Annotated in this window: 16 protein-coding genes; 14 read left to right on the forward strand and 2 right to left on the reverse strand. The window is 40.2% G+C overall.

Translation table 11 applies throughout. The features are described 5' to 3' along the window. The 10 genes from BM179_RS25195 to BM179_RS03100 all read left to right on the forward strand — a co-directional run. A partial coding sequence (locus BM179_RS25195) for a hypothetical protein (protein ID WP_177219287.1) occupies positions 1-294 on the forward strand: 294 nt, incomplete at its 5' end. Between the two features lie 220 nt (positions 295-514). Further along, entirely contained in the window at positions 515-1120 is a 606-nt protein-coding gene (locus BM179_RS03060) for a hypothetical protein (protein WP_092012052.1), read from the forward strand. Positions 1121-1504: 384 nt separating this feature from the next. Next, positions 1505-4006 (forward strand): DUF11 domain-containing protein, encoded by a 2502-nt coding sequence (locus tag BM179_RS03065; RefSeq protein ID WP_143095137.1) that lies wholly within the window; start codon positions 1505-1507, stop codon positions 4004-4006. A gap of 183 nt (positions 4007-4189) precedes the next feature. Then, positions 4190-5254 (forward strand): tail fiber domain-containing protein, encoded by a 1065-nt coding sequence (locus BM179_RS03070; protein WP_143095138.1) that lies wholly within the window; start codon positions 4190-4192, stop codon positions 5252-5254. 235 nt (positions 5255-5489) lie between these two features. After that, positions 5490-6176, forward strand: a complete 687-nt coding sequence (locus BM179_RS03075; RefSeq protein WP_092012060.1) for a phage tail-like protein — start codon at positions 5490-5492, stop codon at positions 6174-6176. 447 nt (positions 6177-6623) lie between these two features. Continuing rightward, complete coding sequence (locus BM179_RS03080; protein ID WP_143095139.1) at positions 6624-7727, forward strand: hypothetical protein; 1104 nt, start codon at positions 6624-6626, stop codon at positions 7725-7727. Between the two features lie 202 nt (positions 7728-7929). After that, a complete protein-coding gene (locus BM179_RS25035) occupies positions 7930-8574 on the forward strand; it encodes a phage tail-like protein (protein WP_510186701.1) in 645 nt (214 codons plus the stop codon). Positions 8575-8956: 382 nt separating this feature from the next. Next, entirely contained in the window at positions 8957-9430 is a 474-nt protein-coding gene (locus tag BM179_RS03090; RefSeq protein WP_229632886.1) for an REP-associated tyrosine transposase, read from the forward strand. A 511-nt stretch (positions 9431-9941) separates the two neighbouring features. Beyond that, the gene (locus tag BM179_RS03095) at positions 9942-11660 is read left to right on the forward strand and encodes a hypothetical protein (RefSeq protein WP_092012069.1); all 1719 of its coding nucleotides are present in this window, start codon (positions 9942-9944) and stop codon (positions 11658-11660) included. Between the two features lie 325 nt (positions 11661-11985). Next, positions 11986-13236, forward strand: coding sequence for a family 16 glycosylhydrolase (locus tag BM179_RS03100; protein WP_177219288.1), 1251 nt, complete (start codon positions 11986-11988; stop codon positions 13234-13236). 153 nt (positions 13237-13389) lie between these two features. Here the strand turns inward: BM179_RS03100 and BM179_RS03105 are convergent, their stop codons facing one another. Both BM179_RS03105 and BM179_RS03110 read right to left on the reverse strand, forming a co-directional pair. Beyond that, complete coding sequence (locus BM179_RS03105; protein WP_218159154.1) at positions 13390-13914, reverse strand: ankyrin repeat domain-containing protein; 525 nt, start codon at positions 13912-13914, stop codon at positions 13390-13392. A gap of 15 nt (positions 13915-13929) precedes the next feature. Then, a complete protein-coding gene (locus tag BM179_RS03110; protein WP_092012078.1) occupies positions 13930-15453 on the reverse strand; it encodes a catalase in 1524 nt (507 codons plus the stop codon). 92 nt (positions 15454-15545) lie between these two features. On the opposite strand from BM179_RS03110, the gene BM179_RS03115 reads away from it, so the two are divergent. From BM179_RS03115 to BM179_RS03130, 4 genes are all read left to right on the forward strand, one after another. Further along, positions 15546-16484 carry a hydrogen peroxide-inducible genes activator gene (locus BM179_RS03115; protein WP_092012081.1) on the forward strand — a complete coding sequence of 313 codons (939 nt, stop codon included), beginning with the start codon at positions 15546-15548 and terminating at the stop codon, positions 16482-16484. A gap of 436 nt (positions 16485-16920) precedes the next feature. After that, the gene (locus BM179_RS03120) at positions 16921-17529 is read left to right on the forward strand and encodes an RNA polymerase sigma-70 factor (protein WP_092012085.1); all 609 of its coding nucleotides are present in this window, start codon (positions 16921-16923) and stop codon (positions 17527-17529) included. A 174-nt stretch (positions 17530-17703) separates the two neighbouring features. Continuing rightward, the gene (locus BM179_RS03125; protein WP_092012087.1) at positions 17704-18678 is read left to right on the forward strand and encodes a FecR family protein; all 975 of its coding nucleotides are present in this window, start codon (positions 17704-17706) and stop codon (positions 18676-18678) included. Positions 18679-18902: 224 nt separating this feature from the next. Beyond that, positions 18903-22286, forward strand: coding sequence for a SusC/RagA family TonB-linked outer membrane protein (locus tag BM179_RS03130; RefSeq protein WP_092012090.1), 3384 nt, complete (start codon positions 18903-18905; stop codon positions 22284-22286). The last annotated feature ends 11 nt before the right edge of the window (positions 22287-22297 follow it).

The raw sequence follows: 22297 nt of genomic DNA on the forward strand, positions 1-22297 counted from the left end.
AGTGTAACCCGTCCGATCAGGTTTGTTGTAAATGCAGGATTCACAGGCAGTATCCGGAACTTTGCAGAGATCAGTGGAGCACAAAATGCGAAGAATCTGGATGATATTGACTCAACACCAGATAGCAATCCGAGCAATGACGGCGCACCGAAAGATGATGTCATCAACGAAGATCACAAGAATAATCCGACGCAGGATGAGGATGATGCCGATTACGAAGATATCACCGTGGCACCGAAACCTTGCAAACAGGAATTGTGCATACCGTTTACGGTGAAAATCAAGCGAAAATAATAGTAATGATAAAAGGTATTTGATTCTGTCAGGAATCAGATACCTTAAAAAGATAACAAATAAGTAAAGTGGGTTCTGGAAAGAAATGTTTTTGCGAGCGAAGCTAACCTTAACCCGGATATGTAAACCCTCAGTCTTTGATTGAGGGTTTCTTTGAAAAAAGTCGTGAAAATCAATACAAAATGATATTTCGCTATTGCTATTATTAAACAGAGATAAAATGATAAATGTGTATTATTCGCCTAATAAAATCAGTAGTCTGTTAGACTATAATACGGTACACGTAAAAAATAATCATAAAGGAGCAGGGTTACCTCATATTAATTTTGAATACAGCAAAATAGAGAAAGGCTTTGAGATTGTGAGTGTTGAGATAATAGCCGGGCAAACGGTGCGATGTATTCAGGAGCCTGATCTGGAGAATAGATGGGTTTTAATATACTTCTGGCTTGAAGGTTTAGCTATTACAGAAAATACCGTTGTCTCAGATTCTAAGATCCATAAAAACGATGGTATATATATGAGTTCATCAATCTATCCCGTGTGCTTTGAAAATATTTCCTCCAAAACAGTAAAAGGCTTTGTAATAGCATTACAGCGAAGCTGGATTCATAAACGGGTACCTGAGAAAGAAGTAGCTAATTTTTGTATGAAAGAGAAGAGAAAGATTAAAGAGCTCTCAATGGACTATGATGCCTGGAAATATATTCGCAACCTGACAGACAATATGATGGATTTTCCTACTGACTGGTATCTGGGTTCGGTTGGCTGGTCGTTAGTAGGGTTGTTTTTCTCACAGTTAAAAAATAAGGGGCTTCAAGCCTGAACCGAAGTTCGTGGCTCACGGACCACCTTTATGCTCTGTGTGCCACAGAGCATGGGTTAGGGGCTTCAAGTCTGATTCTTAACTAATATGATTTGCGACTATCTCTCTTCCCCTTGATTTATGTCCCTGACCTAGCCGTCAGGCTACATGTTGTTTGATATTAATATTTAAAGATTAAAGGAGCATCTACTACATAAGAGTTTCGCATTATTTATTGTTGGATTATTGATGTATAAATTACTCTAAGACACCATCATAACATTTTGAACCGTGGTCCGTGGCTCACTTTCCTTTATGCTCTGTGTACCACAGCGCATGGATTAGGAATAATATCATAATTGACCTTTACCGTATAAACATGCCGTTATACAATCTGATTAAATTATGAAACAAAATTATAACACACACTTCATGGCTGCAATCGTTACGCTGCATGAAACTTCAGACCCTCAGTTAAACAAAAGACGGGTGAAAATCCTTTTTTGTTGTACGTTATTAGTACTGGGGTTACTGACAAGTATAACCGCCACTGCTCAGCAAGGATATATCTATGTCCATAAACAGGCATTGGATGAAAGCTCAAGTGTAAATTCTACGTTTACTGTTACCGGAGGCAGTACCTCTGTAACACCTTTCCAACTAAATGACCAACCTGCTCAGGTTAATATTGCAGATATAGGATCATCACAAAATGGCAGACTGTGGGCAGTTGATGTCAATGATAAGCTTTACTACAGGAATTCCGGCAGCAGTCAATGGGTTCTGACAAATGTTACTGCTAAGAAAGTAGATGGCGGCCCGGGTGGCGATTGCTATTTTATTAATGGTGGAAGTCAGGTGTTTCGTTACGATGGTACAACTGCCACGAAAATAGGTGATCCCTTATCAGGTAGTAATTGGGGGAATGGGGTTGGATTGCTTAGCGGTGATATCTGTAATGGATGGGATGGTAATCCTTACATCATTACCGATCAAGGTAAAATTTTTCGTTTTACAAATTTATGGGTACAATTAAACCCCTCGACAAACAATCGGTCTCTTGATGAATTTGTTGATGGTTCTGGGAGCATTCTGGTAGCAAAAAGTGATTTTAATATCTATAAGATTAGTTCAACGGGAGTTGAAACCAATCTAGGCAGACCATCAAGTGCAAGTGCTTCATACTATCCAAATGATGTGGGGGTAGACGATCAGGGAAATATCTACGCTATTTATTGGGGAAGTAATGGGGCATCTGTATATAAATGGGTCAGTGGAACTTCCTGGACTGCTTCAGAACAGACAAGTATTCATGCTATGAAACTTACTGGTGGTGTAGGTAAACAGATGTGGATGTCTACGGCTTACACGTATTATCAAAATATTTTTGCTCGTAGTACAAATGGAATCAATATAATATGGATTGAAGATGAATTGGTACGGACAAATCCTGTTGGCAATGCAGCAATGATAGCTGTGTCACCAGGTACCTATACAATCACTGAGACAGTCCCTTCAGGATGGGATCTGTATGATATAACCGTAAATGACCCTACAAGTAATTCTTCTAAAAATATTCAGTCAAATACGGCAACGTTAGTGGTTGGTGCCGGAGAAACCGTAAATGTAATATTTCAAAGTGGGCTGGTGAATACACCGAGTAAGGTCCCCGGTTGTGGAACCGCAGGTCGATATATTGAAACATTTGGAACCGGTGCCGCTTGCACCTATGGAACACCTCTGATTGGTCAAACCTCTTATCATTTTGACAATACAACCAACGGTACTCCTCCCGAAGGAGGCTATAATATCGTAGGCAATTCAATAAAATGTAATTCTTCAAATTGGGCTAATATAAATGATCACACCGCTGGAGATGGACTTGGAAGAATGATGGTGGTAAATCCGAATTACGGTCAAGACCAATTTTTTAGACGTCGCTTCGATAATGTTTTAGTAGGACGCCCATATACATTTTCTGCATGGATTGCCAATTTAACAAGCGACCAGGGGAAACCCAATGTGATATTTCAGGTGGTAGACCCTTCCAGTATGAGCGTAATCGCAAGTAATAGCACAGGTGATATTACGAGTCTTGGTGTCTGGACAAAATATTCAATAACTTTTACCGCTACCACCACTGCAGTAGATCTGGTACTAAGGAACAACGGCCCCGGTGGTGGTGGTAATGATTTGGCTTTGGATGATATTTCTTTCCAATTGAATAATTGCCTGGCTGATTTGTCGATCAAAAAAACAGGCCCCGAAAGTATAAATCCATACGGAACTTTAAGTTATAGTCTGGTAATAACCAATAACGGGCCTGATGCCGCTGATGGCGCTATTATCAAAGATCTTGTTGTTCCAAACTTTACAGCAGATACCGTAACCTGTGGCACAGCTACAGGCGGAGCAGCTTGCCCGATACTTCCGTACCTTACCCAATTACAGGGCAGTGGTATGGTGATACCCACCTTACCAAGCGGAGGATCGGTAACGCTGACAATTCCGGGGAACGCAGGGGCAAGCGGGAAAATTACGAATATTGCAACGGTAAGCCCGCCAGCGGGAACTACAGATTCAACTTCAAGTAATAATTCTAGTACAGCTATTACTCAGATTGGCTGTGAGCCATTCAGTATTACAGCAAGTGGGGCAATTTCTCAAAATACCTATAAAACAGATGGCAGCATTACGATAACAGGGTTTACGCCCGGTCATACGTATCTGATTAGCTATAACTTTAATGGTACAGTACAATCAGGGGTTACATATCAGGCAGATGCCGCCGGAAAGATAATGATAACCGGATTTACCAAAGGTGCTTATGATGCTTTTAGTATTAAAAACGACACCGGTTGCTCTACCGGAGCATTTAGCGGGGTAGCAGTATCATTGACAAATTAGGCTGATGACAGCAGTGAAGATAGAAACGTACCTGTAATCTTTAGTACATCTTAACTTCTCTTTACCTTGAACCGTGGTCCGAGGCTCACGGACCACTTTCCTTTATGCGCTGTGTGCCACAGAGCATGGATTAGAGAAAATATAAACAACATGAATTAATAATAGCAATTAAACAATATGATCATGAAGAAGTTATCCATACTATGTGCTCTGGTTCTGATGGGCACCACCGCTTTTGCACAGCAACGCATAAGCGACGGTACTGCCAATGCAGCTATTAATCCTGATGCTGTAGTGGAAATGCAGAGCAACAACAAAGGTATGTTGTTACCCCGTGTAGCGCTTACCGGTACTGCCAATGCAGCACCACTCAGTGCGCATGTAGCAGGTATGCATATATACAACACCGCCACCGTAGGTGATGTAAAGCCGGGGGAGTATTACAATAATGGAACCAAATGGGTGAGTATTGGTGGTACAGGATGGTATCTTAGTGGCACTACGACTGACGCCGGTGACAACAAGACGAATGACATCTATAGAAATGGAGAAATCACTGCAGTTCAGTCAGGTTTCACCAATAATGCCGCCGCTAATCATAGTTTCGGGACACTTGGACGTGGTCTCATCGAACTATGTAGCACTGGTACTATTTACATAGACTTTAAGGACAATTCCGCTGATGATTTTGATGGGCGTCTGACCTATAATCCATCAGCGGGCGAATTTGACTTCTGGAAATACAGCGGTGGGAGCTTTCCGCAGGCATTCATAGGCGCAGGAGGATATAAGGGCAAAGCCGGTATAAATGCCACAGCGTTTAGTAATACTTTCAACTTCAACTGGACCGGTGGGGCTTTAGAAGCTTGGATTGATGCAACGAAAGTCGGCAATGTCTCTTTAACTTCCGATCGTAGGTTAAAGTCCAATATTGCACCGTATAGCTTCAGTGCGTTAGAGAAAGTAGCCCGGCTAAAACCTGTAACCTTCTATTACAAAGATATTCCCAATAGCATCTTCAAAGCCGATTCTCAACAAAAGCTTGGCTTCATTGCCGATGAGCTGCAACAAGTAGTGCCAAGTGCGGTAAGTGGAGAGAAAGACGCAGTTACCACCGATGGGCAAATACAACCTCAAACTTTAAATCTTGCACCGGTAGTTTCCCTGCTTACCAAAGCCATTCAGGAACAACAGGCGCAAATAGAAGCACTGAAAAAACAAGTGGAAGCCTTGCAAGAGAAGAAGTAATACAGACTAACAAACACCCAAGATATAGATTTTAACGCAGATGCTATCCCATGTAACAACCTATAAAAATATAGCCTTGTTCCTTGCTCTGGCCCCCTCCGGGTTGCGCAGGCACAGAACGTCAACGTCTATAAAGCAAGGAACTTTGATGTGGGTGGCACCACCGGGTACAGCTAATATCTGTATCTCTATTCCAATACTAACATACTGTATTTCCGAATTAAACAATATGATCATGAAGAAATTATCCATACTGTGTGCTCTGGTTCTGATGGGCACCACCGCTTTTGCCCAGCAACGCATAAGCGACGGGACGAGTAATGCGGCTATCAACCCCAACGCTATTGTAGAAATACAGAGCAACAACAAAGGCCTGCTACTGCCCCGTGTAGCGCTTACCGGTACTGCCAATGCAGCACCACTGAGTGCGCACGTAGCGGGAATGCATGTATACAACACCGCCACCGTAGGTGATGTAACACCGGGAGAGTATTTTAACGATGGTAAGAAGTGGAAGCAGGTCTTGGCCGATATAGTACCTGCCTACTACACCCGGCTTGCTTGGTCGGGTACGGCCAATCAGAACTTTCCCGCATCGGTGGGTACACAGATTAATGTAGGTACCTGGACCATACCGAAAACAGGGAAGTACTTAATCTTATATCACTCTTTTTTAAGGAGCGTAGCTAATTCTAATAGTGTAGTCTCTTTTTATGTACGACCCCGTCTTAATACTACAATAGTAAGGGATGAAGAAACCTATCTATACATAGGAAATTACGTTAACACGCATTATTCAACAGTAATCACCGCTACGGTCGGTCAGGTACTTAGTTTTGATATTGCTCCAACTTCTGCTATGTATATTGAACAGAGTTTGGGGTGGCGGAATGCCTTTGACATCATCTTTGTAGGGGAGTAATTCTGGAATGTTTAATCCTCATGTTAAGTTCTAAAATCAAATTGTAACATGAAGCACATATTCCCAAAAATCATATTACTCTGCGCACTGCTCGCTCCCTGGGCTGTGCAGACAGAGCAACAGGCACAAATAGAAGCCTTGCAAAAGAAGAAGTAATACAAACTGGCACATATTCAAGATATAGATTTTTAAAGCAGAAGCTATCCCATGAAACAGCTTATAAAATACATAACACTGCTCTGCGCACTGATCGCCCCCTGGGCAGTGCAGGCACAGAGTACGACCGTTTACAGCGGTACCTCCGATGTAGGCGGCACCACCGAGTACAGCCAGTATCTGTACATAGGCTCAGGTGCAATCATCACCATCCCCGCGGGGAAGCAATGGATCATTGCCAGCCAGTACGTTTACATAGATCCCGGGGCTAGTATTAGCGGCCCGGGGCAGATGATCTTCGAAAACCCCGGCAAGATCGGCACCCTCAATGAAACCGTAGCCTGGGCAGGTCAGCCCACTACAGTACATGGTGGCAATAGCAAGATCTTGACTTCAGTACTAATCCGTAACCCCAACAATATTGTGCTGGGTTGGGTAACCATATTACCGTCCGTTGAAATTGCCACTACCAATACCGACAATACCCTGTATATCGGGAGCAGTCTAACCTGGGCAGCCAAGAATGCAGACAGCACCGCTCTGATGGGAAATGACATTATTCTTGCTAATAATGATCTGAGATTCAGCAGTTTGGCTACCCAAACAGGTTCCGATGCAAACAGTTTTGCTGTTACAAATGGAACTGGTCATGTAGTAAAAGACAGCTACAGCAGTGACTGGCTTTTCCCGGTAGGTATGGCAGAAGGTGATTATACGCCTGCCACCGTTTCGCCCGCAGCCGCCAACGGTGTGCATGTAAATGTGGCGAGCTATAGTAACAGTTCACCAACAGAAACCACCACGCAAGGTATAGGGCGCACCTGGAACATCTACGGTGAGAATGCCAGTGGGGCCTATATTACCCTCCAGCACAACACTGCCACCAACCAGACGGACTTCAAGCCGCAGAAGAACTTCGTAAGCCAATATGGTGCCACTCCCAATAACACAGGTGATGCACCAAGCCAGACCGGCTGGCAGGTAAACACCATCACCGCCAGTGCCAGCACTGCAGGTACAGAACCCTCCAGTGAGGTAAACAGCCGGAACTATTCGGCCCTGGCTACGAGTGCCACGGCAAACGAGGCATTCTATACCAAAGAGTCACAAGCCTGTGAGCCATTCGATATAACAGTGAGCGGAGGCAATTCTCAAAACATCTATAAAACAGATGGCAGCATTACGATAACAGGGTTTACGCCCGGTCATACGTATCTGATTAGCTATAACTTTAATGGTACGGTACAATCGGGGGTTACGTATCAGGCAGATGCCGCCGGAAAGATACTGATAACCGGATTTACCAAAGGTACTTATGACGCCTTTGATTTTAAAAATGACACAGGTTGCTCTACCGGAGTATTTACCGGGAAAACAGTAACATTGACAAATTAAGCTGGAACCGTGGTCCGTGGCTCACGAATCACTTTCCTTTCCTTTATGCTCTGTGTGCCACAGAGCATGGATTAGAGCATGGATTAGGGAAGCAACGAAAGAGCAAAAGAGAGAAAATATAAATAACATGAATTTTTACCAACAATTAAACGATATGATGATGAAGAAATCTAAATGTATGTATGTATGTATGTATGTATGTATGTGCGCTACCGCTTTTGCCCAACAGCGCATAAGCGACGGCACTGCCAATGCGGCTATTAATACTAATGCGGTGTTAGAAATACAAAGCAATAACAAAGGGCTATTGCTGCCCCGGGTAGCGCTAACCGGCACCGCCAATGCAGCGCCACTCAGCGCGCATGTAGCTGGTATGCATGTATACAACACCGCCACCGTAGGTGATGTAACACCGGGAGAGTATTACAATAATGGGACGAAGTGGGATCGGATGGTTGGTGCGAGCGATTTGAATGTTACAGTTGTCAATCAGACGGGAGATATGCCTTATGGCAGTTATTCATCAAGTTCATATGCCAATACAGGTGTTTCTTTTAACTTTTTGCGAGCCGGAACGTACATTATTAAATTGCAGCAATCATATGGCTATATAAGCGGTTGTCAGGACTTGGTATTTACGTTTAGTGGCGCTACGATTGTGACTCAGTCAGTTGAAGAAAAGAAACAATTGTGTGGTAATATTAATGCAGAATGGTGGACTCCCATCTATTATATCTCGGTGAACGGGCCGGGTGTAGTGAACTTGAAATATCGTGTATCTACGGGAACAGCTGTGAATTTGAGTATTCCGGGTAATACGGGCAACAGAGCTATCTCTATAAACTAGAAAATCTGTTTGGCAACAGTCTTTGCGACTGTAATGAGTAAAACACAATGTATTAGATTGCTTTTAAATCAAATAGGGGCTTCTTAAAATAGCTAAAAACCATAGAGTGGCTCTGTGTATACCTGAACCGTGGTCTGTGGCTCACGGACCACTTTCCTTTCCTTTATGCTCTGTGTGCCACAGAGCATGGCTTAACTAGCGCAAGCGTCTCGCTTGTGCTATACTGGCTATACTGGCCTTGTGCTATACTGGCAAAGTTGCTATTGATTAATTGTCATAATAATAAATTAAAAATGAGCAGAAAGTATAAATTTTCGGATAATGACAAATTGTATTTTATCAGTTTTGCAGTAGTTTATTGGACTAGGCGTCCCCGATAGACTTGTTTGTTAGAGATGAGTATAAAAGAACAGTTTTAGAAAGCTGGCGATATTGTCAAAAAGAAAAGGATTTAGAAATTTATGGTTGGTGTATTATGACTTCGCACATACATATGATAGTTGGTAGCAAGGGCAGAGCATTAGACAAAGTTGTTGGAGAAATGAAAAGTTTTACTTCAAGAGCATTACGTAAAATGATAGAAAATCATCAAGGAGAAAGCCGAAAAGAATGGTTGATTTGGATGATGAAAAGGGCAGGTACAAAAAATGGCAACAACAATGATTGGCAATTTTGGCAACAGAATAACCATCCAATAGAACTGTTAAATGATGAAATGTTTCATCAAAAACTTTCTTATATTCATAATAATCCAGTAGAAGCGGGTTTTGTTGAAAATCAAGAAGATTGGCTTTATAGTAGTGCTAGAGATTTCTATGGCCAAAAAGGATTAATAGAATTATGTTACATTATTTAAGAGGCACAAGCGAGGAAGGGGCGAAGGGCACAAGCGAGAGTTACATTATTTAAGAGGCACAAGCGAGACGCTTGCGCCAGTGAAGGAACCGTGGTCTGTGGCTCACAGACCACTTTCCTTTCCTTTATACTCTGTGAGCCACAAAGCATGGATTAGGGTTCTGCATATATATTGTAAATCAGATACTCCTTTCCTTTATGCTCTGTGGCACACAGAGCATGGATTAGATACTCTGATACTCTGTCTGTAACACAAAAAAGCTGTAAACATATAAAAGTATGTCTTTTTTGTTTCTTTAAATGTCTTTTTTGTACTAGTGACGGCAAGCTTATTGAATAGTGATATATATAAAGGAACTAACCATCTGAACCGTGGTCTGTGGCTCACAGACCACTTTCCTTTCCTTTATGCTCTGTGTGCCACAAAGCATGGATTAGGGAATGTACAAGTTTCAATCTTACATCTTTTGCCGCTTACCCATACTAATTGTAACATATTTAATCTCCTGCAAATGGTCGGTAGTAAAAAAGTATATAGCTTACTGAGTCTTATTGCTGGTTTAAGCTTTTTCGCACAGCATGTTTATGGGCAAACGTATACAAATATATACAATGGAATCAGCTATTCATCAGATCATCCGTATAATCTGAATGTGGTTTATTTTGTACCAAACGATGTTCCTTTAGACTCTACTTATCAGACCCGGCTAAGTGCCTTACTCCTGTATGGGCAAGGTTTTTATAAGCAAAATATGATCAATAACGGATATGGTCCTAAAACATTCGGCTTATTCACCCAAACGGCCAATCCTGATCAGGTAAAGATTATTTTGATCCATGGTCAGGAAAGTATAGGTTCATATCCTTCCAGTGGTGGAGCTGACAAAATTATGTCAGAAACCAATGCTTTTTTCGCCAATAATCCATCACAAAAAACCAGCGAACATACACTGTATATTACGGCTGTATCTGATCAGACTACAGCAGATGTTCCATTTTATGGCTTGGGCAGAAACTGTTTTGCCCTTGATTACCCTCAGTTAGATATTCAATACAAAGGTGCTTCGGGTAACTGGGGAGATTTGTTTACAAAATGGTTCGGGGGTATGATGCATGAATTAGGGCACGGTTTAAACCTGCCTCATAGTCACCAGACAAATACGGAAAATAATGACCTTGATAAAGGCATGAACCTCATGTTTGGAGGGAACTGGACGCTTGGTATAAATCCCACTTTCATCAATCGTGCAGGTTGTGCTATCCTGAATAACTGTCAGGTTTTTGCAGATGCTCCCGGTGTTACTTACTATAATGGATATAAGTCTGGCCTGACTAAGCTTCATGCAGAATACGATAATGGCGACCTGGTGGTTTCAGGTAAGTTCTATTCCGACAAAACAGTAACGGATATTAATATTTATCAGGATCCTTATGCAACACCCAGTGAGGGGTATTACAAAGTGGCCTGGTCAGTAAGTCCTTTGTCTAACACTTTTTCCCTGCGTATGCCCGTAAGTGAGCTTGCCACAAAGACGGGTCCTTATAACCTTCAGGTAGAACTTGTATTGGCCAACGGTGAAACTACTTTTAACTATTATCCTTTCTCATACGATAACAGTATACCGGCAATTAACATTGATTTCGACGATAACGCAGTTTGCGATGCCCTTCCTGCAGGATGGCATTTCACGAATGTCGGCACAGGAACGACGCCCGGAGTTGTTTGTTACACCGATTCAACGAGGAATTACTGGATAAAGTGTTACGGTTCGGGTGTAAGTGATCCCAATGACGATTTGCCTTTTGTTTACACGATGCTAAGTGGTGATTGCCGGATTATTGCCAGAGTTAAAGACATTACCAGCGATTGGAACACTTTTGGTGGTCTGATGATGCGTAACACCTTAGCGGGGAATAGTAGTTTTATCAGTGTGAATGCCCTTGATACACGAGGGGTATTCCATACCTACAGAATCGTAACCGGCGGTAATACAGGTTACCAGCTTGTTAGCGCCCTTGCTTTGCCAATGTGGTTAAAGCTTGAACGAGTGGGCAACGTAATTACCTCTTATTATTCTGCTGACAGTGTAAATTGGTCGGCCTATCATTCCTCAACAGTATCCTTTAATTCTACTGTTTATGTGGGTTTAGTTGCTTCAGGTTCAGGTGCAACTACTGATATTGATATGGTGAGTGTAAGCAGCAGTTTATGCTCCTGCAACACCAGGTGAATGTAACAGCGACTAATATCAGCCTGGTAGAGTACTTACCAGCGAGTCTGAGTCACAGGTGTATCCGGAAGCCCTGTGTGCCACAGAGCATGGATTAGGGCGAAAAAGATAGTAATGATAAAAGGTATTTGATTCTGTCAGGAATCAGATACCCTCAAACAAGATAATAAATAAGTAAATGGGTTCTGGAAAGAAATTTTTCATGAGCGAAGCTAACCTTAACCCGAATATGCAAACCCTCAGTCTTTGATTGAGGGTTTCTTTGCATGAAATACATATAAAAGAATACTAAATGATTATAATATATGATTTGCCTGATCTATCCATGAAAAGAAAGAAGGTATGTTGTTTGATTGCCATTAAAGGAGTGTTAATTGTACTTGCTACGTTTTTTTTATCCTGTAAGAATACTAAGGATTCAGGTAAGGAGTTGAAGGCTGTCCGGTCGGAATATAAGTTAGTCTGGTCTGATGAATTTGAGCGGAATGATGTGGATACTTCAACATGGAATTTTAGCAGGGCTGATGAAAACACGGATTTACTGAAATATCATGCTGCTAATGCAAAAACAGAAAATGGCAGATTGGTGATAACTGCTATGCAGATAAATAAAAATGAACAACGTTATACTTCCGCAAAACTGAATACCCGGGATAAGTTTTTAATAAAATACGGTCGTATCGAAGCAAGAATGAAACTGCCGATGGTTCCCGGAACATTGTCTTCGTTTTTTTTGCTTGGTAAAAATATCAGTGACGTTGGATGGCCTGAATGTGGAGAAATTGATATTGTGGAGAAAATAAATGATAATGAAAATATCCGGGGAAATATGCATTGGTTCAATGAGGACTTTTTAGATGGCCATGCCAGTAATTCAGGTGTAGATTTCTGTACCCCGGGAAACTATCATGTATATGCAATTGAGTGGGATAGCTTTAGTATAAGATGGTATGTAGATGATATCCTGTATCATATCGGTAACATTCAGAATAATATCAATAATACGGGTGCTTTTCAACTTCCGTTTTTCATGGTGTTAGACCTGTCTGTCATTGGCAATTTACACAATGATAAAAGCGATAATGACCTGTTCCCTGCCAGAATGTTTGTTGACTATGTACGACTTTTTCAGTTTGTTCCGGATCCGGAAGGCCCTCCGTTTGGTCAGGCAATAACTTTAAAAAGTGTAAACAATGGTTTTGCAGGCATAGAAAAAGGGACAGCCTTATTGAAATGTGATCGCCAGACTTCCGAAACTTTTACTGTTGTTAATGCCGGAAACGGTAAAGTAGCCTTGTTAAATATGGGTAAATACATGTCCGGTGAAAACGGGATAAAAGCAGTTACCTGTAATAGACTCATATATGGGGAGTGGGAAAAATTCAGCTGGATCGTAAATACCGATGGCACCATTTCATTGCAGGATAACAACGGGAAATTTCTATCTGTTTCTGATAAAAATGGTTCTAAAGTTATGAAATTTCACAACACTGACTCAAATACCTCTGAGCGTTTTGTAGTAACAAAATTGTCTGACACAAAGCAGGAAGAGCAATTTTTTGAAAATATCAGATAATTGCCCTGTTTCTGTATCGTTATACGGAAAATCTATACTCAACTTTCCCGATTTAATCTGGTTTACAAAACAAATAAAGAAGCTGTATTGAACTCAGGTTCAATACAGCTTCTTTACTTAATCCATTATAATTTTCATGATAGGGCAGATACCTTACCTTAATAATCTCACAATAGATTCATTTCCCTGAATATTGGCATAATCAAGAGCTGTTTTATTATAATTGTCTCTTATTGTTTTATCAGCTCCTTTTTCGCACAATATTTTTACGATGGCATCTGCTCCAAAATTTGCAGCAAAAATTAAAGCTGTTGCCCCGTTAAAATTTTTCTGATTAACATTGGTATGATAGCTCAATAATAGCTGTACCATTTTGTCAAGCCGTTTAAAGCAAACCCCCATAAGTGCGGTATTACCCATTTTATCCTGAATGTGCGGGTTTGCCTTGTTTTTTAATAATAGATCTGCTGCTTCGTAACTGTCATTATAACAGGCTATTATTAAAGCTGTGCTCCCTCTTGCATCTGTAGTGTCTATATTTTTCGTTTCAGACAGAATCTCTTTGAGTTGAGCTACATTGTTGTTACGGGCTGCATTAAAGATGTTCCTCTCCTGAGCGGGAACAAGATGTGAGAGCAGCAGTAATAAAAGTGATACGGAAATCTTGATTTGTGTCATTTTTCTCAAAATCTGTTACGGTCTTGAAAACATTTTTTCAACTTCTTCTCTGGTTAAACCAAGTTCCTTTGCCAGACGTTTACCATAGTCACTATCTGCCATATAGAAATAACCGACCATCTTACGCACAACATCTTTATTGCTTACATTCTTCAAATCACCGGTAAGGTTTTTTATTAAATTCGCTTTATCTTTTTCAGACAAAGAGCGGTAGAATTCGCCAGCCTGCTTAAAATCATTTGGTTTACTGATTTTTTGCTGTACAGAACCGGTATTGGTAAAAGTTGATTTTGAATACTTGTTGTCGGCATTATCTATAAAACCATTTTGCGTAGCACTTGGCTGATAATTGATGTCTCCATTGGTTTTTCTTGTAGCAAAGGCACCATCCTGATTATTTGTCGCAACTGTCGTTTTGGGAGCATTTACAGGTAATTGCTGAAAATTTCCGCCTATTCTGTAACGTTGTGTGTCAAAATAGGAAAACAAACGTCCCTGAAGTAATTTATCTTCCGAAGGTTCTATGCCTGGTACCAGTGTTCCCGGAGAAAAAGCGGCCTGTTCTACTTCCTGGAAAAAATTGTCAGGTATTCTGTTTAGAGTCATCTTTCCTGCCAGTTGCAGAGGCGCAACATTTTCCGGCCATATTTTAGTCGGATCCAATGGATTGATATCGAGTTTGTCAAAATCTGAAGCTTTTAGCAATTGAACGTAGAGTTCCCATTGTGGAAAATTACCCTTTCTGATGTTATCATACAGATCGACCGTTGCATGCTGAAAATCTTTACCTTGCATAACCATTGCTTCCTCTGCTGTCAGATTTTTTACACCCTGCAATGATTTCCAGGTATATTTTACATACGTTACCTCTCCGGCATTGTTAATCCATTTGAAAGCATGTACTCCTGAGCCATCCATTTCTCTGTAACTGGCCGGGATTCCATAGTCAGAATAAACACGAGTCAGCATATGTGTGCCTTCCGGGATATTGCTGAAAAAATCAAACACTCTGTTAGCATCCTGTTTATTGTTTATCGGAGAAGGTTTAAATGCATGTACCATATCCGGGAATTTTATAGCATCACGGATGAAAAACACAGGCAGGTTATTGCCAACCAGGTCATAATTCCCCTGATCTGTATAAAATTTCGTAGCAAATCCCCTTGGGTCTCTCAGGGTTTCCGGGGAACCATTTCCATGAACAACCGTAGAAAAACGAACAAAAACAGGTGTGGTTTTTCCTTTTCCGAAGACAGATGCCTTTGTGAATTTTGTAAAATCGCCGGAAGAAACGAATTCACCATAGGCCCCGACACCTCTTGCATGAACAACTCTTTCAGGGATACGCTCACGGTCAAAATTTGCCAGTTTTTCAATCAGGTGAATGTCCTCTAATAGAACCTGCCCGTCCTGCCCGACAGTTTTGGAATTTTGATTATCACCAACAGGTGCACCTGTATTGGTGGTAATTTGTTTTTGTTGTGCTGCTGCCATCATAGTGGTCATAAGTAAGGCAGCCAGAGTGATTTTTGTTTTCATAAGGATTATAGTTTTATATGACAAATGTATATTTGTGTTTTGATAGATGAAAACTGATATTTTCTATAATAAAATAGATAAAAACTAACAACATGAATATACAACAGCTGGAATATGTAGTAGCACTGGATAAGCACCGGCATTTTTTAAAGGCTTCAGAAGCCTGTTTCATTACTCAGGCTACATTAAGTGGTATGATAAAAAAGCTGGAGGAAGAATTAAATGTTACTTTATTCGACAGAAGCAAATATCCCGTGGAGCCTACAGATGTAGGCAAAAAAATAATAGAACAAGCCAGAATTGCTCTTAGGGAGATTAATCGCATCAAGGAAATAGTGACTGAAGAAACCGGCGAGATAAAAGGTGATATTAAGATTGGGATTATTCCTTCACTGGCTCCTTATCTGATACCGCTTTTTATAAGAGATTTTACTGATACTTATAAGGAGGTGAAATTGATTATTAATGAAATGACTACTGAAAAAATAAAGCAAAAACTGAAAGATAGCGATATTGACGTAGGCATATTGGCAATCCCTCTGATGGATAAGGAGCTGAAGGAAGATACACTGTTTTATGAAGAATTTTATCATTACGGAGAATTGAACCTGAATTCCGGTAAAAAGAAATATATTCTTCCTGAAGATATAAACCTGCCTAAACTATTGCTTTTGGAAGAAGGTCATTGTCTTCGGAATCAGGTACTTAATCTGTGTGAATTGAGAGTAAAGGATTCCAAAGATTTAAGGATTGAGTATCAATCCGGGAGTATCGAAACCTTAAAACAGATGGTAGATCTGGAATTGGGTTCTACGATCTTGCCGGAGCTATCAATTCTGACACTTAATGGCAAGCAAAAAGACAAGTTAAGCAGTTTTTCTGCACCATACCCGGTCAGAGAAATCGGTTTGGTATATTCCAGCCATTACATTAAAAAGAATTTGATTGAGGCATTAAAAAAATGCATTTTGGATAATATTCCGGATAAAATTCTGTCAAAGAAAAACGTCTGTATTATTCCTGTAAAATAGTGTTGCCGTTTCCTGCTGAACAAAAAAGATAAATAAAGGTTACAAAGGTGCAGACAGAGGAAATATATTGTATGACGAAATTAAAAAATGCTTGGTTGCGGGATTTATATTGTCCTCAAAAACAACTTTTCCAAGAAAATCAGTCATTTTATTGAGTTATTTGCCTGAGACTTTATTTATCTCGAATTTATTTTATTAATTTTCTCAATCTTAGAATTTTGCCTTTCTGAGATAAAAACCAAAAAGTCGGAATTTTTCAATTTCTGACCAGAAACTTTGATTTATTTGAATCTATTTTTTTGAAAAATACTTTTATTGGTACATTTTAAGTCGAAACTGAAGCCTAAAAAATAAATCAGGTGAAAATGTACTTTTTTCTACGAGATCATTTCTATAAAGTCAGGCATGAAAAAAATGTACTTTTTGACAAAAAACCATGACGGATAAATCAGTAATTAATTACAACATATATGACGACCACCAGCTTTTAAGTTTTATTGCAAAGGACGATGACCTGGCCTTTGATGAAATTTATGAAAGATATTGGTCGAAACTATATGCCTATGCCTATAACCGAATCAGAATTAAAGAAATTTGTGAAGAAATTATCCAGGATGTATTTGTGTCACTCTGGTCAAACCGTCATATCCTTGTTCTCTCTGCTCCGCTTTCTACTTATTTATATACCGCAGTAAAATACCAGATCCTGAATTTCGTCAAATCCGAGCGCGTTCGCAGCGCCTATGCGGAAAGTTTTATGAAGTTCAGGGATAGCTTGTTTGATGATTCAACCAATGAGCAAATGAATCTGAATGATTTGAAATTATTGGTAGAAAAAAGTATTGGAGAGCTTCCTGAAAAGTGCCGGGAAGTATTTCGTATGAGCCGATCCCAACATTTAAGTATTCAGGAAATAGCGCTTCAGCTTAATATTTCGCATAAAACCGTTGAAAATCATCTTACTAAAGCGCTTAAACATTTGCGTGGTTCCTTAGGAGATTTTATGGCAATAATCGTGTTTTTTGAGGTATATAAAGACTTTTAAATCCACAGAATCTCTTCCGTTTAAACACAGATTAAAAAATTATTAAAAAAACATTACCCTGTAGTAGGTGTATATCCCGTTTGAATTTACTTCACTATAAGAAGGTATTAGAAATAATATTTGGTGGTTTTTGATAAATACAGAATTTTCTTTACCTGTTGAACTTTGGTTAAAATGAAAGATGCAAATTTTATAGAATTGGTGGAAAAATATCAGAAAGGTATTTGTACCGATTCTGAAAAAATGATGGTTGAAAACTGGCTGGATTCTCTCGCTTCTGATGAAAATGAATTCAGGGAATTCAGCGGAGAAGAGAAGTTAGCGTTGAAAGGAAAAATGCAGCAGGCAATTAAACAGAAAATTGCCCTGAACAGATCTGCCCGTGTGATTCCTTTTTACAGAAGAGTACAATTTTTAAGAATTGCGGCGATCCTTGCTTTGGCAATAGGATTAGGATTTTATGCCGGACCATTTGGCAGAGATATTTTTAACCTGAAAAATGAAACACTTTTGCTTACCTCAAATGGCATTACGCAAAAAGTGATTCTTTCAGACGGAAGTATAATCTGGCTGAAAGGAAAAAGTACGCTTTCGTATCCGGAGGAATTTCTGGATAAAAACCGGGAAGTTTCACTTAACGGAGAGGCTTTGTTTGAAGTAGCAAAAGATCCTTCTCATCCTTTTATTATTCATTCAGGAGGGTTTGTTACCCGTGTACTCGGAACCAGTTTCAATATCCGAAAGATTGGTAAAAAAATGGAAGTGGTAGTTTTTACAGGAAAAGTAACGGTTTCAGGATTGAATTCGCCGCATCCTTTGGTACTGTTACCGGAAGAAAAAGCAGTTTTTATCAGTGGAAATACCTCAGTTAATAAGGAAATTTACCATGAGAAGAACGAGTATCTTGCTGGTACTGAGTATAATATGAATTTTGAGGATAGCCGCATGGAGGATATCCTTTCAAAAATAGAATCAAAATTTGATGTAAAGGTAAAAGTAGAAGATCCGAAAATACTGAATTGCCTTATTACGGCAGATTTTACGGATCAATCTTTACAAAAGACCTTTGAACTTTTATGCCAGGCGTTAAACGGGCGTTTTGAAATAGAGGGGAATACAGTAAAATTACAGGCGGAGGGATGTGAATAGTAATGATTTAATGTTGAAAAACTAATTTGCTAATAAACCAAACTAATTATTTACTTAAACCCAATCTTCATCATTCATGACTCATAAAAATTCATAAAAAAAGCAGGAGTGTTCGTACCACTCCTGCTTCGGAAAACTTGCTGATTTTCATAGCGCCGTGATAACGGCGGAAGAAAACTATTGTCTTATTCCAGATTTTCAACAGAATAAAACCAATCAAAGGTATGGTAGAAATTTATCGAATCAAAGATTTAACAAAAAGAATTATGCGGTTTACAATGTATCAGATCATTATGATTATGATTTTTGCGGGAGTCATTCACGCACGTGTAAATTATGCACAAGGTGTTCTTAATAAGGGAGTTGTAGTTCGTATTGAAAATGTTACTTTAAAGAAAGCACTGGATAAACTGGAGAAAGAGGCGAATGTCAAATTTGTATATAGCAGCAGTCAGATTAACCTGAATCAGCCGGTAAGTATTAACTCTTCCAAAGAAACGCTCGGAAATGTGCTGGAAGTTTTACTAAAACCGATCGGGATAAAATTTGTAGTTCAGGATGAGCGTTTTATCATTCTTTCAAAGATCAATGTCATTAAAACAAGTACGCTGAAATTTCCCGATAACAGCAATGAAACAAATTTGTCTTCACAGGATGTTGCAGCCAGGGAGGATATAACAGGGGTTGTTACTTCTGCCGAAACCGGAGAAGCTCTGATTGGTGTTTCTATTACAGCCAGAGGTACGCCTTTCGGAACAATCACTGATGAAAACGGCAAATTCAGAATCATGGCCAAACGTGGATATGTATTAGTATTTACTTATGTTGGCTTTGAATCTATGATCTTAACCGTTGGTGCAGCCAGCGACCTGAAAATTGCCTTAAAACCTTCTTTAAAGGCTTTGGAAGAAGTGGTTGTAATCGGATACGGAACGACTACCAAAAAAGTAAGTACCGGATCTGTCAGTTCAATTACTGCGGCTGAAATCAGTAAACAACCTGTGGCCAACGTATTAGCGGCCTTACCGGGAAGAATTGCCGGAACAATGGTAGCACAGAATAACGGCCTTCCGGGAAGTGCGGTTCAGATTCAGATTCGTGGCCAGGGTTCTTTGTCTTCAGGAACGATTCCGTTGTATGTGATTGACGGTGTGCCTTTTACCAATTTTAACGGAGGTTCTCCTGCCAATGACAACCTGAATGCCTTCGGTACTTCCGGTGCGAATGGCGGAGTCAGTCCTTTTGGGATGATTAACCCTGCTGATATCGAGCGGATTGATATTTTGAAAGATGCAGATGCCACTTCAATTTACGGTTCAAGAGGCTCTAATGGCGTAGTATTGATTACTACAAAAAAAGGAAAATCCGGAAAAACCAAACTGGATATCAATGCTTCAACAGGGATAACTGAGCTAAATCGTTTTATTCCGGTAATGAACCTTGATCAGTACCTGAATTTAAGAAATCAGGCTTTCAAAAATGATGGTGTAACCCCAACTGTAGCAAATGCACCGGATTTACTGGTTTGGGATAAAACCAAATCGACCGACTGGCAAAAAATGTTTTTAGGAGGAACAGGGCACGTTTCGGACATTCAGGCAACCCTTTCCGGTGGAGATGCTTATACCCGCTTTCTGTTCAATTCAAGTTATCGTAAGGAAAGTACTGTTTTCCCCGGTGAAAACTCAGACCGGAGAATTTCCGGCCGTCTGAATCTTGATCATAATTCGAGGGACAAAAGGTTTAACGCCAGTTTCGCAGTGAGTTATTCAAATGCAAATTCAGATATTCCGCAGACAGATATTTCAACTGTATATAATCTGCCTCCCAATTTACCATTGTATGATGCTTCCGGAAAAATGTTCTGGGCAAACGGATTTACCAACCCTTTGTCAAGTTTGCTCAGAAGGTACCTTGCGGTAACAACAAACATGATTACGAATGCAACGTTTAAATATACCGTTATTCCGGGATTGAACCTGAAATCTAATTTCGGATATACTACCACGGATCTGGATCAGAAAGTAATTACTCCTGCATCTGCCCTGAATCCTGCCTCAAATCCGATAAGCAGTTCTGTATTTGCAGACAACAAAGCCAAAAATTATATTATCGAACCAACGGCTGATTATACAGTGCAGATGGGAAAAGGGAAAATCAATGGTTTAATAGGAGCAAGCTGGCAGCATAATACGTCAGAGGGCTTTTATGTTACGGGAAGTAATTACAGTAATGAGGCTTTGCAAAATACTTTATCGGCGGCGGGTACAATTATCGTAAATTATAATAACATCGTAGAATACAAGTACAATGCGATTTTTGGACGGCTTAATTATGACTGGGATAACAAATATATCATAAATGCTACTTTCAGAAGAGACGGCTCTTCCCGTTTCGGGCCAAATAACCGTTATGGAAATTTTGGAGCAATAGGCGCTTCATGGATTTTTTCAGAAGAACCTTTCGCAAAAGACAAGCTGCGTTTTCTTAGCTTTGGTAAGTTAAGAGGGAGTTTCGGAACTACGGGTAACGATCAGATTTCTAACTACATTTACTTACCCCTGTATTCTTCATCCACTACTTATTTAGGAAATGCTACGACAAATCCGGTGTCATTGCCAAATGCAGATATTCAATGGGAAACTACCAAAAAGCTCGAATTTGCGCTGGAATTAGGTTTTCTTGAAGACAGGGTTTTACTGACAGCAAATTATTACCGTAACCGTTCCAGTAATCAGATTGGTTCGCTGGCTCTTCCGACACAGACCGGATATAACTCAATTCTTGCCAATTTACCTGCCCTGATTCAGAACAGCGGTCTGGAGCTCGAACTGAATACTACCAATATCAAACGCGGGGATCTTAAATGGACTACAACCTTTAACATCACGCTTCCTAAAAATGAATTAGTAGATTTTCCTGGTCTCGATAAAACATTTTCAAGTGGGAGTTATGTAATCGGACAGCCATTGGTTTTCTATAAATTATATCATTATCTGGGTGTAGATGCCAAAACTGGTCAGGCAAAATATGAGGACCTTGATAAAGATGGCGTAATAACTTCGAATGACAGATATATTGCAGACATCGGCACGCCGTTTTTCGGAGGTCTGGGAAATACCATTTCGTACAAAAATTTCCAGCTTGACTTCTTTTTCCAGTTCAATCATCGTTTTGGGGTAACCAATGTTCTGAACTCCCGTCCCGGAATTCTTAGTAACCAGAATACCTCATTTCTGGAGGTCTGGCAAAAAGAAGGGGATCAGACAAATGTACCGGCTGCGACGGCAGTTGCCGGCACACCGATTTACAACTCATATAATCAGTATTCACAATCGGATGCTGTGTACGGAGATGCTTCTTATCTGAAATTCAGATCAGCCGGTATTTCTTATTTTGTGCCTCAAAAACTGGCAAAAGCACTCGGAATGACAAATTGCAGGGTATATGTACAAGGACAAAACCTTTTCACCTGGTCTAAAAACAAGTATATCCTCGATACAGAGACAACCGTTCAGGGAGGCCCTCCGGGTTTGGGTACAGGTACAATCAGTCAGGTACTGCCTCCATTGAGAACTATCATGTTTGGTATTAATTGTTCATTCTAAAACGAGATTCT

Source organism: Pseudarcicella hirudinis (genome assembly GCF_900115665.1).
Taxonomy (GTDB): Bacteria; Bacteroidota; Bacteroidia; order Cytophagales; family Spirosomataceae; genus Pseudarcicella; species Pseudarcicella hirudinis.